The 14169-nt window shown below is 71.1% G+C and carries 17 protein-coding genes, 1 tRNA gene and 1 pseudogene; 11 read left to right on the forward strand and 8 right to left on the reverse strand.

The genetic code is table 11. The annotated features are described in order from the left end of the window. The first annotated feature begins 2 nt into the window (after positions 1–2). Together E1286_RS15350 and E1286_RS15355 are read left to right on the forward strand one after the other, a co-directional pair. On the forward strand, positions 3–743 hold the full coding sequence (locus E1286_RS15350) for a DUF3566 domain-containing protein (protein WP_132612967.1): 741 nt from the start codon (positions 3–5) through the stop codon (positions 741–743). A gap of 129 nt (positions 744–872) precedes the next feature. Continuing rightward, positions 873–949: transfer RNA gene (locus E1286_RS15355), tRNA-Ile, on the forward strand. 173 nt (positions 950–1122) lie between these two features. On the opposite strand, the gene E1286_RS15360 is transcribed toward E1286_RS15355, so the two are convergent. Together E1286_RS15360 and E1286_RS15365 are read right to left on the reverse strand one after the other, a co-directional pair. Next, positions 1123–1590 (reverse strand): hypothetical protein, encoded by a 468-nt coding sequence (locus tag E1286_RS15360; RefSeq protein WP_132612969.1) that lies wholly within the window; start codon positions 1588–1590, stop codon positions 1123–1125. Positions 1591–1763: 173 nt separating this feature from the next. Beyond that, positions 1764–2528: a hypothetical protein gene (locus E1286_RS15365; protein ID WP_132612971.1), complete on the reverse strand. Its 765-nt coding sequence runs from the start codon at positions 2526–2528 to the stop codon at positions 1764–1766. A 157-nt stretch (positions 2529–2685) separates the two neighbouring features. Here E1286_RS15365 and E1286_RS15370 point away from each other — a divergent pair, with 157 nt between their 5' ends. Continuing rightward, entirely contained in the window at positions 2686–3741 is a 1056-nt protein-coding gene (locus E1286_RS15370; protein WP_132612973.1) for a Rossmann-fold NAD(P)-binding domain-containing protein, read from the forward strand. 111 nt (positions 3742–3852) lie between these two features. Then, positions 3853–4263, forward strand: coding sequence for an ester cyclase (locus tag E1286_RS15375; protein ID WP_132612975.1), 411 nt, complete (start codon positions 3853–3855; stop codon positions 4261–4263). Positions 4264–4269: 6 nt separating this feature from the next. Here the strand turns inward: E1286_RS15375 and E1286_RS15380 are convergent, their stop codons facing one another. Beyond that, positions 4270–4668, reverse strand: a complete 399-nt coding sequence (locus E1286_RS15380) for a MerR family transcriptional regulator (protein ID WP_246074881.1) — start codon at positions 4666–4668, stop codon at positions 4270–4272. A 50-nt stretch (positions 4669–4718) separates the two neighbouring features. Between E1286_RS15380 and E1286_RS15385 the strand changes: the two genes are divergently transcribed. Further along, positions 4719–5606 carry an NAD(P)-dependent oxidoreductase gene (locus tag E1286_RS15385; protein ID WP_132612977.1) on the forward strand — a complete coding sequence of 296 codons (888 nt, stop codon included), beginning with the start codon at positions 4719–4721 and terminating at the stop codon, positions 5604–5606. Between the two features lie 4 nt (positions 5607–5610). Here E1286_RS15385 and E1286_RS15390 read toward each other — a convergent pair whose 3' ends face one another. After that, positions 5611–6354, reverse strand: coding sequence for an SDR family NAD(P)-dependent oxidoreductase (locus E1286_RS15390; protein WP_132612979.1), 744 nt, complete (start codon positions 6352–6354; stop codon positions 5611–5613). 255 nt (positions 6355–6609) lie between these two features. Between E1286_RS15390 and E1286_RS15395 the strand changes: the two genes are divergently transcribed. Further along, entirely contained in the window at positions 6610–7359 is a 750-nt protein-coding gene (locus E1286_RS15395) for an SDR family NAD(P)-dependent oxidoreductase (RefSeq protein WP_132612981.1), read from the forward strand. A gap of 67 nt (positions 7360–7426) precedes the next feature. Then, positions 7427–7720 carry a hemerythrin domain-containing protein gene (locus E1286_RS15400; protein WP_132612983.1) on the forward strand — a complete coding sequence of 98 codons (294 nt, stop codon included), beginning with the start codon at positions 7427–7429 and terminating at the stop codon, positions 7718–7720. Positions 7721–7799: 79 nt separating this feature from the next. Here the strand turns inward: E1286_RS15400 and E1286_RS52040 are convergent. Further along, positions 7800–8138, reverse strand: a pseudogene (locus E1286_RS52040) (SDR family NAD(P)-dependent oxidoreductase); the annotation flags it as partial. A 334-nt stretch (positions 8139–8472) separates the two neighbouring features. On the opposite strand from E1286_RS52040, the gene E1286_RS15410 reads away from it, so the two are divergent. After that, on the forward strand, positions 8473–8979 hold the full coding sequence (locus tag E1286_RS15410) for a TniB family NTP-binding protein (RefSeq protein ID WP_132612987.1): 507 nt from the start codon (positions 8473–8475) through the stop codon (positions 8977–8979). Positions 8980–9201: 222 nt separating this feature from the next. Here E1286_RS15410 and E1286_RS15415 read toward each other — a convergent pair whose 3' ends face one another. Together E1286_RS15415 and E1286_RS15420 are read right to left on the reverse strand one after the other, a co-directional pair. Next, positions 9202–9663 (reverse strand): GbsR/MarR family transcriptional regulator, encoded by a 462-nt coding sequence (locus E1286_RS15415; protein ID WP_132612989.1) that lies wholly within the window; start codon positions 9661–9663, stop codon positions 9202–9204. Between the two features lie 9 nt (positions 9664–9672). Further along, a complete protein-coding gene (locus E1286_RS15420; RefSeq protein ID WP_132612991.1) occupies positions 9673–10302 on the reverse strand; it encodes an FMN-binding negative transcriptional regulator in 630 nt (209 codons plus the stop codon). 25 nt (positions 10303–10327) lie between these two features. Here E1286_RS15420 and E1286_RS15425 point away from each other — a divergent pair, with 25 nt between their 5' ends. The 3 genes from E1286_RS15425 to E1286_RS15435 all read left to right on the forward strand — a co-directional run bounded on the left by E1286_RS15425 (position 10328) and on the right by E1286_RS15435 (position 13033). Then, entirely contained in the window at positions 10328–11665 is a 1338-nt protein-coding gene (locus E1286_RS15425; protein ID WP_132612993.1) for an aminotransferase class I/II-fold pyridoxal phosphate-dependent enzyme, read from the forward strand. 25 nt (positions 11666–11690) lie between these two features. Continuing rightward, a complete protein-coding gene (locus tag E1286_RS15430) occupies positions 11691–12410 on the forward strand; it encodes a hypothetical protein (protein WP_132612995.1) in 720 nt (239 codons plus the stop codon). Positions 12411–12514: 104 nt separating this feature from the next. Beyond that, on the forward strand, positions 12515–13033 hold the full coding sequence (locus E1286_RS15435) for a universal stress protein (protein ID WP_223189980.1): 519 nt from the start codon (positions 12515–12517) through the stop codon (positions 13031–13033). On the opposite strand, the gene E1286_RS15440 is transcribed toward E1286_RS15435, so the two are convergent. Continuing rightward, positions 12989–14169: aminotransferase-like domain-containing protein (locus tag E1286_RS15440; RefSeq protein WP_132612999.1), on the reverse strand; the 1181-nt coding region annotated here is incomplete at its 5' end. The two genes, E1286_RS15435 and E1286_RS15440, sit on opposite strands and share 45 nt — an antisense overlap.

Consider the following 14169-nt stretch of genomic DNA (forward strand, 5'->3'; position numbering starts at 1 on the left):
CCATGAGCGCCCAGGGTGGCTCCGCCAGGACGAAGGCTTCCGGCGCTTCCGGTAACGGGAAGCAGCCGCAGAAGCCCGCGGAAACCGAGATGTTCGACGCGGTCGACGACGGCAAGGACACCAAGCCCGCACAGGGCAGGCCGGCCGGGCCCCAGGAGGACGGCAAGCGGCCCATGCCGCCGAGCCAGCCGCAGCAGGGACCCCAGCAAGCGGCCCCCCAGCAGGGGCCGCCGCAGGGGCCGCCCTCCGGGCCCCAGCGTGACGGCAACGATCCGGTGCGCATGCGTCCGTCGCTGGCCACCGAGGCCCCGCCGGCCATCGAGCTGCCGAAGAAGAAGTCGTCCGGCGGCGGGGGCAGCCGGCTCCCCCGCAAGGCCCATCTGGTCCTGCGCCGCGTCGAGCCATGGTCGGCCATGAAGTTCAGCTTCGTGGTCTCCCTGGTCTGCTTCGTGGTGCTGTTCGTGGCGGTCGCCGTCCTGTACGGCGTGCTGTCGGCCCTGGGCGTGTTCGACTCGGTCGTCGACCTGGTCAACCAGCTCGGCCAGGGTGAGGGCGGCCAGAACTCCATCCCGATCGACATCGCCTCGTGGTTCGAGCCGGTGCGCATCCTCGGCTACACGGCGCTGATCGGCGCGGTGAACGTCGTGCTGATCACCGCACTGGCCACGCTGGGCGCGGTCATCTACAACATCGCCTCCGACCTGGTCGGCGGCGTCGAGGTGACCTTCAGCGAGGCCGAGTAGGCCTGGCCGCTCGCGCCGTACGAGATGGCGGTACGGCGCGAGCAGCCCGCCGGAGGCGGTAAGCTTTTCCTCGTCCGAACAACCGGTTCGCCTCAAAGGGGCGGATGCGATAACGTTCGGTGTGCGTGCGGGGCTATAGCTCAGACGGTTAGAGCGCTTCCCTGATAAGGAAGAGGTCCCAGGTTCAAGTCCTGGTAGCCCCACCAGCAGGTCTAAGGCCAGATCCCCTCGGGACTGGCCTTTTTTCATGCCCGTACAGCAGCAAAGTGCCGCAGTTGACGGCGACGAGCTCGGCGCGACCTGCGCTTTCCCTGACGCGCTGACGACTCCTGACCACGGGGGCGAGGCAGGTCGCGCGGCTTTCCGCCCAGTCAACGTGTCATGGTGTGGGCGGAGCCAGTTGTTCGGCCAGCCGCTCCAGGCCACCCTTGATGAGCTGCGCGTACTCGTCGTCGCCAAGTGCCCCGATCGTGGCCTGCGCCTGCTGGAGGTGCTCACGGGCGCGGCTGAGATCGCCCAGCTTGCGATAGCACTCGCTCAAGTTGAGGTGCAACGACGGATACAAGCCGGCCGCCGAAAGCGTCACCCCGGCTTGCGCCACCCGCTCATCGCTGATCAGATCGGCGGCGGCAAGCGCTCGCAGATCCCAGATCAGTTCCTCGTTCACGTCGTCCTGCACGTCGGCCATCGCGTGGGCAAGGACGCAAACGTGCAGGGGGTCGCCTTGCTCGCCGCCGATGTCGTCCCAGATCTGTGTGAACAGGTCGCGGGCAGCTTCACGCTGACCTTGGTGGTGATGCAGCTCCACCCCCTGGCCGATCCGGGTGATCGTGGGGTCGGTGATCATCAGCCACTCCTTCGTCCGTACCGGCTCGCCGTCACCAACGGCGCCAGTGTCGTCGCGGCGGCAGGACGCCGATCAAGATCAACGATCAACTGCCGATTCATGACGACCAGTATGAGTCCTTGCCCACCCCGGTGAGCAAGGACAGGAACCGAGTCCGCCACGGGGGCCGGCGGCTAGGCTTCGCCGTGCGCTTCGGCGAAGACCGGGAGCGCTACGTCTGGCTGGTGAGCGGCCACGATCCTGGCGGCCGGCTGCCTGAGGGCCTCGACGGCGTGCTCCCGGCAGGCCGGCACGGGCTGGTGGCCGGAGTCAGGGCGCCATAGGTCCACGATCGGGGCCGAGGGGCAGCCGTCCGTTCCGCAGGTGAGGTTTTCACCGGTCAGCAGGGACTGATGGCTGTTCATGGCGGCGTAGGCGTCGGCGGTCAACGCGGCGAGCAGGCCGCTCGCGTGCGCCGCCGCGGGTTCGGCCGGTGAGGGAGTGCCCACCGCCACCGCGTGCGCGTCCACCAGGGCCAGGTCGAACGCGTCGATGCGCTGCGCCGGTGATGCCTGCTCGATGTCGTCGAGCCGTTCGCGTAGGGCGGCCAGGCGTGGTGACTCCTCTGACGTCGTCAGCACGGCACGGACGCACCGCGCGAACTGGTCCCCGCGGCGGTTCCACCAGGTGAGCTTGCGCTGCCGTTCGTCACTCAGCCCGGCCAGACCTGGCCACTTGCGCCGGGCGCCCTGCCTGGTCATCCCGGCCGCGGCACCGATCGCGGGATAGTCGGCGCCGTGCTGTGCCGCGGACAGCGCGGCGGACGCCGCGAGCTGTTCGGCGCTGTCCCTGATCGCCAGCAACGAGGTCAGCGCGGCCAGCCACATCTGCCGCAGGTCCGCGTCCGGCAGGTCCGAGCGCGGCCCCGCATCCGGGTCGAGTTCGAGCGTTTCCCGCACCGCTGCCCATGCCAATCGCTCAACGGCGGTCGTCACATCGGTGCGTTGCGCGTCGGACATGCCTCCCACGGCGACTCCCTTGACAACACTTGTTTACGTCCTCACCATGATGGCTGCGACAACATCTGTTGTCAACGACGACCACCAGGGTGGGAACATGAGGCTCTTGATCATTGGCGGAACGTCATTCGTCGGACGCACGATCGTCGGCGACGCCCTCGGCAGGGGACACGAGGTCACCACCTTCAACCGTGGGCTGACCGGCAAGGACCTCGACGGCGTCGAGGCGCTTCGCGGCGACCGGTCCACCGACGAGGGTGTCCGGCCGCTCGCCGGGCGTCGTTTCGACGCGGTCATCGACCCGGGCGGCCTGGTGCCGGCGCACGTCCTGCGCACCGCGCGGGCGGTGGCCGACTCCTCCCCCTTCTATGCGTTCGTCTCCACCACGGCCGTCTACCAGGCCTGGAACGCCGAGGTGGACGAGTCGGCCACGACCTGGCCCGGCGTGGCGGACCAGGACGGTGACCCGGCCGACCTCGCGCATCTGCCCGTTCACAAGCGCGGCTGCGAACTGGCCGTTGAGCAGACCTACGGGCTCGGCGCCTGCCTGGTCGCACGCGCGGGATCGATCGTCGGGCCGCACGACAACCTGGGCCAGTTGCCGTGGTGGCTCACCAGGATCGCCCAGGGCGGCCGGGTGATCGCCCCCGGCGACCCGGCCCGCGGCTTGCAGCTGATCGACGTGCGTGACCTCTCGACGTTCGTGCTGGCGCAGGTCGAGGCGCAGGCGGCCGGCATGCACAATGTCGTGCCTGACGGGCCGAACACCACGATGGGCCGGCTGGTCGACACCTGTGTGCAGGCGACCGGTTCGGACGCCGTTCCCGTGTGGATGGATGAGGGTTTCCTGCTCTCCCGAGGGGTGCGACCGTGGACCGAGGTTCCCCTCTGGATCCCGGACGTGCCGGAGACTGCCGGTTTCTGGGCCGTGTCCGGTGCTTCGGCGAAGGCCGCAGGACTGCGCACCCGCCCGTTCGGTGACTCCGTCCGGGACACCTGGGGGTGGTTGCGGTCAGGCGGTGAGGTCGAGGCCGCGCCCGGCACCCCGCCGCTCGGCCTCGCCGGCGAGAAGGAGCAGCAGGTGCTGGCCGCGTGGGATTCCGCCGGCGTCCTCCAGAGGCGGCGGACAGGATGGTCAGGGTGGGCCGGCTGAAGGCGGGCGTCCGCGCAGGCCGATGAGGCGCGCGATGTTTGACACTGGTGTCAACCTGGGGCGCGTCGCCGAGTAGGATGAGGGCTCCACGGGGGTCGAGGGAGGTTCGAGATGGTGGCGCGGTCCGGTATCGACGTGGTGCACGAGTTCTGGGCGCGGGTCTGGCAGGCGCAGGACTACGACGCCATCGAGGAGCTTGTCGCCGAGGACTTCGTCCTCATCTCGGGAGGGGAACGCATCGAGTCCCGTGCCGCCTTCAAGGAGTGGGCCGAGGGATTCGGCGCCGGGTTCCGCGACCTGACGTTCGAGGTGGTGGAGTCGTTCGAGAACCACGACGGCTCCCGCGTCTGCTCCCTGTGGCGGCTCACCGGCCGCAACAACGGCGCCTTCGGCACCGAGCCCGACGGGCAGCCCGTCGAGATGACCGGTACGGCCGTCTGGGCCGTCCGCGACGACGGCAAGCTCGTGTCCAACCGGGTCGAGCGCAACGCCTTCGAGGTCTACCAGAAGCTCATCCGCTGAGCCCTTTCACCGCGGGTCGTGGGGATGCGAGCGGCGTTCGGTGGCGGCGATGAAGTGGTGCAGGGTCCGGCGGGTGCGGGTGAGCGTGTCGATGTGCTCGTCCAGGCCCTGCAGGCGGGTTCGGAGGGCGGTCAGCAGCTCTGGGCAGGGCTCGAGGTCGGGGGCCGTGCCGGTGGCGCACGGCAGCAGGAAGCGGATCTCCTCGGTGGAGAGCCCGGCTTCGAGCAGCCGCCTGATCTGCGTCACGGTCAGGATGTCGTCGTCGGCGTACTCGCGGTAGCCGCTGGCGGCGCGGCGTGGTTCGAGCAGGCCCTGAGTCTCGTAATAGCGCAGCTGGTGGGTGTGGACGCCGGTCCGCCGGCTCAGTTCGCCGATGAGCATGCCCTGCTTCCCCTTGACCTTCATACCGGTGTGAACGTTGACGATGCTGCCATCACATCCCTGAGGAGGGCACGATGAGTAATCTCGACGCCGGACCCGTGACGGTCATCGGACTCGGGCTGATGGGGCAGGCGCTGGCGGGGGCGTTCCTGCGCGACGGGCGTCCCACGACCGTGTGGAACCGTACGGCGGGAAAGGCCGAAGCGCTGGTCGCCCAGGGGGCGCGGCTCGCCGGTTCGGTCGGTGAGGCGGTCGCGGCCGGTCCGCTCGTGGTCGTCTGCGTCTCCGACCACGACGCCGTGCACGGCCTGCTGGAGCCGCTGGGCGACGTCCTGGACGGGCGGGTGCTGGTGAACCTGAGCTCGGGCACGTCGCAGGCGGCCCGCGAGACGGCCGAGCAGGTCGCGAAGCGGGGCGGCGCGTACCTCGCCGGGGCGATCATGGCCGTGCCCGCGACCATCGGCACGGCGGACGCCACCATCGTCTACAGCGGCCCCCGAGCGGCCTTCGACCAGCATGAGCCCGCCCTGAGGAGCCTCGCGGGCGGCACGGCGTACCTCGGCGCCGACCACGGCCTGGCGGCGCTGCACGAGGTGGCCGTGCTGAGCCTGATGTGGAACATCCTGAACGGGTTCCTGCACGGCGCCGCCCTGCTCGGCGCGGCGGGGGTGAACGCCTCGGCGTTCGTCCCGCTCGCCAAGGAGGGCATCTCCACCGTGAGCGACTGGCTGGAGGGGTACGCCCGGCAGATCGACGAGGGGGCCTACCCGGCGCTCGATTCGACGATCGACACCCACCTGGCCGCGATGGAGCACGTCGTCGCGGAGAGCGAGACCCTCGGGGTCGACGCCGAGCTGCCGCGGTTCGTCAAGGCGCTGGCCGAGCGGGCCGTGGCGGGCGGGCGCGGGGGCGACGGCTACGCGGCGATGATCGAGTGGTTCCGTACGCCCGCCTCGGCCTGAAGGCTCAGTCGAGGCCGAGGGCCATGAAGCCACCGTCCACGGGGAGGGTGACGCCGGTGATGTAGGCGGCGCGGGGCGAGGCGAGGAAGACGATCGCCTCGGCGATCTCGCGGGCGCTGCCGAGGCGGCTCAGCGGGACCCGCGCCCCCATCTTGGCGAACTCCTCCTCGCCGATCCCGGCGACCACGTTCTCGGTGTACGTGTGGCCGGGGGCGACGGCGTTGACCCGGATGCCGCTGCGCCCGAACTCCACCGCCCACGTGCGGGTGAAGGAGTCGACGGCGGCCTTGGAGGCGCCGTACACGGACGTGGTGACCATGCCGCTCAGGCCGGCGATGCTGGAGACGTTCACGACAGCCCCGCCGCCCCTGGCCGCCATCCCCCGCAGGACGGACTGCGTGAGGAAGTACGTGCCGCGCACGTTGGTGTCGAGCATCAGGGTGAAGGTGTCGAGGCTCTGGTCGAGGGTGGCCGCGAAGGGGAAGGCGCCGGCGTTGTTCACCAGCACGTCGACGTCGCCCGCCGCGTCGGCGAGGTGGCGTACCGACTCCAGGTCGCTGAGGTCGGCGGCGACGAACGCGGCCTTGCCGCCGGCGGACTCGATGGCGGTGACGGTGTCCGCGCCCTTGGTGGTGTCGCGGCCGGAGACGATCACGTACGCGCCCTGCTCGGCGAGCAGGAGCGCGGTCTCGCGGCCGATGCCGGACGTGCTGCCTGTGACGAGCGCGGTCTGGCCGTGGAACTGCATGGCAGAACACCCCTCTCAGGGGCTTGATTCACAATAAATGGCGAGTCATCGACATAACTGGCCGATGCGCCGGACGATTCCGGCCTGGCCATCACGCCGTCTTATGCCCGCGACAGGCCCTTTCCTACGTGGTGCCGTACCAAAAGCGCGGTCTTCTCTATGGCGGTCATAAGGCGGCGCTATGGAAAGGCCGGAAGTTCCCTCAGCGGGCGCGGCTTACATCCCTCGACACCGATCCTCAAGAGGGAGACGACAATGGCGGAAAACGAGCTGTCGGGAACGGGCGCCCTGGTCACCGGGGCCACGAAGGGCATCGGGCGGGAGACGGCGCACGTGCTGGCCCGGCTCGGCGCGCACGTGGTGCTGTCGGGCCGGGACGAGCAGCAGGGCAAGCAGATCGTCGAGGACATCCGCGCGCAGGGCGGCCAGGCCGACTTCGTGGCGGCGACGCTGCGCGACGAGCCCTCCGCACGCGCCCTCGGGCGGACCGCGACCGGGATCCTCGGCAAGGTGGACGTGCTGGTGAACAGCGCCGGCATCTACCCGTTCGCGCCGACGGTCGAGATGACCCAGCAGGACTTCCACGACGTCTACGCCATCAACGTCATGGCGCCCTTCTTCCTGGTGGCCGAGCTGGCTCCCGGGATGGCCGAGCGCGGCAGGGGCTCCATCGTCAACGTGACGACGATGGTGGCGGAGTACGGCCACGCGGGCTACAGCCTGTACGGCTCCAGCAAGGCCGCGGTCGCGCAGCTGACGAAGGCGTGGGCGGCGGAGTTCGGGCCGAGCGGGGTGCGGGTCAACGCCGTGAGCCCCGGGCCGACGCGTACCGAGGGCACCGCCCCCATGGGCGACGCCCTGGTCGCCCTGGCGAGCACCCTGCCCGCCGGGCGTCCTGCGGCGCCGCAGGAGATCGCCGAGGCGATCGCCTTCCTGGCCTCGCCGCGGGCGAGCTTCATCCACGGCACGACGCTGCACGTCGACGGCGGTCGCTGGGCCGTCTGACCCCCTTTCCAGGGCCGCCGCGATCCGCGGCGGCCCTCCACCCCTTTTTCGCACCCTAGGAGAATGGATGACCATGCCCTTGGCCGACGCCAGTGACATGTTCGTGGTGCACACCATGTTCCGCCGCGAGTTCGGCTCCATGCCGGGGCTGGTGCGCGGCGTGGCTGCGGGCGACGAACGGAGGGCCGAGGTGGTCGCCGGCCACGTCGCCCTGATCAACGGCGTGCTGCACCACCACCACGCGGGAGAGGACGCGCACGTGTGGCCCCGCCTGCTGGAGCGGGTGCCGGCGCCGTGCGGGTGGTACTCGGTCCCGTCGGGGTTCTTGGTGATGCCCGGCTGGGTGAGTGCGTGCGGATGACGGTGGGATTGACGGTGTTCACCCGGAACGTGCTCTTGAGATTTCCGTCGATGAGAAGGTCCCACGTCTTCTCTCCCAGCTCGGTCAGCGGGCCGGCGACGGCGGTGCCGGCGTTGTTGGAGGCCGCGTCGAGCCGGCCGAAGCGGCTGACGATCTGGTCGACGACCCTCTTCGCGCCGGCCACGTCGGTGGCGTCGGCCTCGATGAACAGCGCCTCGCCGCCCACCTTCTCGATCTCCTCGACCACCTCGCGGCCCGCCACGGGCCGCCGCCCGGTGACGGCCACCTTGGCGCCTTCTCTCGCGAACAGAATCGCGCTGACCCGGCCGATTCCGGTCGTGCCGCCGGTGACCAGCGCCACCTTTCCGTCCAGCAGTCCCATGATCGACCCCCATGGAGTTTGCATATTCGATTCCATTTACCCCGGGGCCGGAAAACGGCGACCGAGCAGCTACAGCGCACTATGCCCAGGACGGATTCCGTCATCGCCATAGGCCGCTTCGATGGCCGGCATGACCGCGACGTTTCGCGGTTTTCCCTGTGAGCTCGCGGCGCGCGGGTGCTCGACAGTGTGCCGACGACGAAGAGACAGATGATGGTCGCCGGGGCGGCGCTTGGAGCAGATCGGCGACGCCGGCTGCCAGAACCTGCGGACCAGGACAGCGCCCGCGGCAAGGGCATGGCGTTCAAGAGTCAGTAGTATTTCCCGCTGGAATGGACGTCGGAAGCCCGCTCGTACTGGACGTGGTGACGTGATCATCTGGCTGAACGGGACCTTCGGCGCGGGCAAGACCAGCACCGCCAGGGAGCTCCTGCCGATCGTGCCTGAGGCCCGCTACTTCGACCCCGAGCAGGTCGGCTACATGTTGCGGACGGTTTCTGAGCTGCCTCGGGTCGGCGACTTCCAGGACTGGCCGCCGTGGCGCGGCCTCGTCGTGGAGACCGCCGTGCGGTTGCTCGACTACGTGGGCGGTGTGCTGGTGATGCCGCAGACCGTGCTCGTGGAGGAGTACTGGCGGGAGATCAGCGGCGGGCTGGAGAAGGCCGGGATCCCCGTCCGGCACTTCGTGCTCCACGCCGACCACGACACCCTGGTGCGGCGGATCAAGGGCGACGAGGAGTCGATCCGGGAATGGCGATTGGGGCATCTCGCGGCGTACCAGGAGGCCTTTCCGTGGCTCAGCCGGGAGGGGCAGGTCGTGGACACAGGCCGGATGTCGCCGGGTGAGGTGGCGGGGGTTGTCGCGGCTTTCTGTTGAGTGTTCGTCCACAGGTTGGGTGTTCCCGAATAAGTGTTCTGTGGAGGGCGTTCCTGAGGGGTGCGACAAGGTGGTTCACAGTGGTCGCCGCGGTGCTGGTAAAGGGCGGTTGAGCTGGGGAAACGCATCCGAAGACGGAGGGTTGGACCTTGCTTGGCGAGGGATTGGCGGAGAGGGCGCGGCCGACCTGTGCGAAGGAGGGTTGTCCACAGATTGCAGTGGTTATCCACAGACTGTGGGTGACGTGTCGTCAAGCCTGCGATTCAGTGCGGCGATGGAGCTCCTGGCCGAGCGGATGCGAGCCGTCTGCGCCTCGTCGGCCCAGCCCAGCCGCAGCCCCTCGGCCGCCAGCCGGTCGAACGCCGTGAACGCGGCCAGCTTCTGCTCGATGATCCGGCTCCAGGCGTCGTCCTCGATCCGGTAGTACACCGTACGGTCGCCGGGCTTGCGCACCCGGCTGACGACCCGGGCGGACGTCAGCAGCCGCAGGCTCGTGGTGAGCGAGGCCCGGCTCGCCCCGACGGCCCCGGCGATCTCGGCGGCCGTCTGCTCCGGCGGGTCGCAGGCCATCAGCCAGGCCAGGACGCGGCCGGTGACCGGAGTGAGCCCCCACTCCCCTGAGACGAACGCCGCCACCCGCTCGACCCAGTCGAGCACCTTCGTCAGGTCAGGACCGTCCCGCATGCGGCCAGACTAACCCGCACCGCTTCCGGCTTCCCTGCTGCGCTGCCGCTCCAGGACCGCCGCGTCGCCCGGCAGCCCCCGCTCGGCGAGCCCCGCGGCCACCCGCGTGCGAAGCGCGGCCGGCTTGTGGTCGTCGTACTTGAACTTGGCCCGCACGTCCACGACCTCCAGCCGCAGGCCGCGGATCGCCGACAGATTCTTGTGGTACGGGCCCGCGTCGGCGGCGACCTCGCCGTGGTCGCCGTCCGGCTGGTGGTGGGCGAGCTGGCGGCGCAGGATGTCCGCCTTGCCCTCCCGGTCGTCCACGATGTGCGCCCGGCAGACGAGCTGGACCGCCGCGTAGTAGCTGGTCGGCACCCCGGTCTCCGGGGAGTCGGAGCGCCAGCCGGTGGGGATGTAGGCGTACTCGTCGTGCACGCTCACCACCGCCGCCGGATTGGCCTCCAGCGCCGCCCAGATCGGGTTCGGCCTGGCCAGGTGGAGCACGACCTCGTCGCCGTCGTACCGGAAGTGCGTCGGCACCACCACCGGGGCGCCCCCGTCCACGCCGTTGGCAGCGAGTTGCCCGAAGTCGCGCGTACGCAGCCAGCTCCGCCATTCGTCGTCGTCGCGGGCGGCATCCCAAGGATGGATGAGCACATTTGCCTCTTTGTATTAGTACATAATGGGATTTGTGCTAGAAAATTACACGATCGCCGGTGGGACGGCCAGTGAGATCGCGGCCGGTCTCGAGGTCGCCGTGTCCGAGGGACGCCTCGCGCCGGGCGTGCTCCTGCCGCCGGTGCGCGAGATCGCCGCGCGCGCCGGGGTCAGCGCGGGCACGGCCGCGGCGGCGTACCGGCTGCTGCGTGAGCGCGGCGTCGTGGAGACGGCCGGGCGGCGCGGCACCCGCGTCAGGCCCCGGCCGGCCAGCACGTTGCGGGAGGAGATCCGCATCGAGGCGCCACCGGGCGTGCGTGACCTGGCCACCGGCAACCCCGATCCCGCGCTGCTCCCTCCCCTGCACGAGGCGCTGGCGGCCGCGGCCCGCGCGCACGAGGAACGTCCCGCCATGTACGGCACCGGCGACGACGAGGAACTCCTCGTACTGGCCGGGGAACGCCTGCGGGCGGACGGTGTCCCCGAAGGGCCGCTGGCGATCACGTCGGGCACCCTCGACGCGGTGGAGCGCGTGCTCGCCGCCCACCTGCGACCGGGCGACCCGATCGCCGTCGAGGACCCCGGCTGGACGGCGCTGCTCGACCTCGTCACCGTGCTCGGGCTGCGTCCGGTGCCGATGCGGCTCGACGACGACGGCCCGCTCCCGGGCGAGCTCGCCCGAGCCCTGCGTGCGGGCGCGCGGGCGGTCGTCATCACGGCGCGCGCCCAGAACCCCACCGGCGCGGCCGTCACCGCAGCCCGCGCCGCCGAGCTGCGGGCAGCTCTGGCGGCCTACCCCGAGGTGCTGCTGATCGAGGACGACCACGGCTCCGGGTTCGTGGACCTCCCCCTGCACCCGCTGGCCGGCTCGGCGAACCGGTGGATCCTCATCCGGTCCACGGCCAAGGCGTTCGGGCCCGACCTGCGGCTCGCCCTGATCACCGGCGACCCGGTCACGCTGGGCCGGCTGCGCGGGCGTCAGCAGCTGGCCGCGGGCTGGGTCAGCCACCTGCTGCAGCGCGCCGTCGCCCATCTCTGGCGTACGGAGGCGGTGGACACCGCGGCGGTCGCGGCGGCGTACGGCAGCCGGCGGGACGGCCTGGTCGAGGCGCTCGCCGGGCACGGCGTGCGCGCGCACGGTCGCAGCGGGCTGAACGTGTGGATCCCCGTCGCCGACGAGACCACCGCGATCACCCGGCTGCTCCCCCGCGGCTGGGCCTGCGCGCCCGGCGCCCGCAACCGGATCGGCTCGCCGCCCGGTCTGCGCGTGACCGTCTCGTCCCTGCGCCCCGAGGAGATCGAGCCGCTCGCGGCCGACCTGGCCGCCGCACTGCTCCCGGCCGCCGAGGGCCGTTACGGCTGACGCGAAAAGCGGCATAATCCCGCTGATGCCGAAATTTCAGGACCTGGCGGAGTATGCGGCGATAATCGCGCCCGTCATCGGCGCGGCCTACGTCAACGTGCACGCGGCGGCGGCCCGGGCGGTCGCCGACCTGGCCGAGGCGTCGGACGTGACCCCCGGCTTCCTGTCGGACCTGCGCTTCACACTCCCCCGGCGCCCGCTCTCCCGCCGCGACCTGGCCACGATCTACCGGTACGGCGACCCGGCCGACCACGCGGCCGGCGTCGAGGAGCACCTGCGCGAGGGAACCCTGGCCGAGGACGCCGACGGCACGCTGCGGCTCGCGGGCCGGGGTCTCGCGTTCGTCCGCCGGCTCTACGAGCTGCACGGGAAGGCGGCCGCGCGCGTCTGGGCGGGCAACGACCTGCCGGGCCTGGCCGAGCTGGCCGGCCGGGTGCTCGACGGGGCCGAGCGGCTGCCGGGCGGCGCGCTGGAGCTGGTCGCGCCGCCGTACGAGCCGGACGGGGCGGGGCCTGGGCTGCTGCTGTTCAACCGGCTCTCCGCGCTGCGCTACCACCGGGCCGACGCCCACGCCGCGGCCTGGCGGGCGGCGGGCCTGTCGGCGGCCGAGATCGTCGGCCTGCCGGACGGGCAGCTGCGCGCCGAGATCGAGGCGGAGACCAACGGGGTGGCCGGAGCGCCGTACGGACTCTTGTCGGACGCCGAGCGCGAGACGCTCTATGAAGGCCTGCTGAGACTCGTCTAGAAGTGATGTCCCCGCTGCGTGGGGGGACTTCGGAGTTCCCAAAGTGCCACCTCCCGGTAACAGGCCAAGAGGCGCACTATGGTCGTACTTCAACAGGAGGCACCGTGGAACAGGATCTGCCCGGCGGTGCGCGGCTGGTCGTCGGAGTCGACGAGTCACCGGCCGCGCGCTGGGCGCTGGCCTGGGCCATCGGGGCGGCCAGGCTGCACCGGATGGCCATCGTGGCCGTGCACGTCAGCCGCGCGCCTGTCCACCCCTTTCCTGAGGCGTTGCCCGTCCAGCACGCCATCCGGGCAGGGGAGGAGGCGCGCTGCGCCGAGGTGATCGAGGGCGTGTTCGAGGACGTCGCGGGCGGGATTCCCGACGACGTGACGACCGTCGTCGTCGCCCGGGTCGGCGACCCCGGCTACCACCTCGTCGATCTGGCGCGCGAAGGAGATCTGCTGGTGCTGGGCCGGGGGAGACGCGGGCTGGTCAGCCGCATCTTCCTGCCCTCGACCAGCATGTACTGCGCGCGGCACGCGCGTACGACCGTCGTCATCGTCAAGCAGCCGACACCGCCCGACGACCCGGAGATGTCAGAAGCGCGCGGCCGGCGGTTCTGGACCCGCCGACATCCGTGACCTGAGCAGGCGCAGCCCTTCCGGGATGGCGTCGCGGCCGATCACGCCGTAGCCGAGCACCAGTCCGCGCTGTGCGGGTTCCTCCCCGCAGTGCCTCTCCAGTGACTCGAACATGAGCACGCCGGGCGCCGGACGTACGGACACATCAGGGGCGAGGCGGGCGCAGAGGTGCAGGCCCGCCGCGGACGGCACCGGCTCCAGGCGATCGTCGGCGGCCAGCGCCTCGGCGATCAGCGCGTGGCGGGCGGCGTACTCGCGGGTGGCTTTTCTGATGTGCCTGGCCAGCAGGCCCTCGTCGATGAAGCGGGCCAGGGCCGCCTGCGTGGGCAGCTCGCTGTGCCAGTCGGAGAGCAGCTTGGCCGTGCGCAGGGCGGGGACGAGTGAGGCGGGCGCGACCAGGAAGCCGATCCTGAGCATGGGCAGCAGCGTCTTGGAGAACGAACCGACGTAGATGACGCGGCCGGCGCGGTCGAGGCTCTGGAGGGGTTCGAGCGGGCGCGCGCCGAAGCGGAACTCGCTGTCGTAGTCGTCCTCGATCACCACCGCGCGGCGGCGCTCCGCCCAGGCCAGCAGGGCTGCGCGGCGGGCGAGTGACATGGGGGTGCCCAGCGGGAACTGGTGGGAGGGCGTGACGTACACGATGCGCGCCGAACGCGGGATGGCCGCGACGTCGATGCCCTCGGCGTCCACCGGAACGCCCGCCACCCGCGCGCCGAGCGAGCGGAACAACCTCCGGGCCGGGGGATAGCCGGGCTCCTCGACCGCCACGACGGCACCCGGCTCGATCAGGACGCGGCCGATGAGGTCGAGCGCCTGCTGCGCGCCGTTGGTGACGAGCACGTCGTCGGGACCGGCGAGCACCGAGCGGCTGAGGCCGATGTGCCGGGAGATCGCCTCGCGCAGCGGCCCGTAGCCGGACGGGGAACCGTAGGCGGAGAAGCTCGCCCGAAGCTCGCGGCCCATCAGCCGGCGCCAGGTGTCCATCGGGAACAGCCGTGCGTCGGGGACGCCGACGCGGAAGTCGTACCGCGCGGCGGGCATGGCGCTCTCGGTCTCGACGCCGTGCCAGAACGCGCGCGGCAGCACCACGCCCCTAGGGGCGGCGCGACCCCTGACCGGCTCGGCCGCCACGAACG

Origin of the sequence: Nonomuraea terrae, from assembly GCF_004348995.1 — a bacterium.
Taxonomy (GTDB): Bacteria; Actinomycetota; Actinomycetes; order Streptosporangiales; family Streptosporangiaceae; genus Nonomuraea; species Nonomuraea terrae.

Bases quoted from the DNA above. Each gene is read 5' to 3' on its own strand.
- E1286_RS15425 (WP_132612993.1), top strand. From the start codon at position 10,328: ATGGGATTTGTGCTAGAAAATTACACGATCGCCGGTGGGACGGCCAGT.
- E1286_RS15380 (WP_246074881.1), bottom strand. From the start codon at position 4,668: ATGAAGGTCAAGGGGAAGCAGGGCATGCTCATCGGCGAACTGAGCCGG.
- E1286_RS15375 (WP_132612975.1), top strand. From the start codon at position 3,853: ATGGTGGCGCGGTCCGGTATCGACGTGGTGCACGAGTTCTGGGCGCGG.
- E1286_RS15400 (WP_132612983.1), top strand. From the start codon at position 7,427: ATGACCATGCCCTTGGCCGACGCCAGTGACATGTTCGTGGTGCACACC.
- E1286_RS15360 (WP_132612969.1), bottom strand. From the start codon at position 1,590: ATGATCACCGACCCCACGATCACCCGGATCGGCCAGGGGGTGGAGCTG.
- E1286_RS15370 (WP_132612973.1), top strand. From the start codon at position 2,686: ATGAGGCTCTTGATCATTGGCGGAACGTCATTCGTCGGACGCACGATC.
- E1286_RS15350 (WP_132612967.1), top strand. From the start codon at position 3: ATGAGCGCCCAGGGTGGCTCCGCCAGGACGAAGGCTTCCGGCGCTTCC.
- E1286_RS15390 (WP_132612979.1), bottom strand. From the start codon at position 6,354: ATGCAGTTCCACGGCCAGACCGCGCTCGTCACAGGCAGCACGTCCGGC.
- E1286_RS15395 (WP_132612981.1), top strand. From the start codon at position 6,610: ATGGCGGAAAACGAGCTGTCGGGAACGGGCGCCCTGGTCACCGGGGCC.
- E1286_RS15385 (WP_132612977.1), top strand. From the start codon at position 4,719: ATGAGTAATCTCGACGCCGGACCCGTGACGGTCATCGGACTCGGGCTG.
- E1286_RS15430 (WP_132612995.1), top strand. From the start codon at position 11,691: ATGCCGAAATTTCAGGACCTGGCGGAGTATGCGGCGATAATCGCGCCC.
- E1286_RS15415 (WP_132612989.1), bottom strand. From the start codon at position 9,663: ATGCGGGACGGTCCTGACCTGACGAAGGTGCTCGACTGGGTCGAGCGG.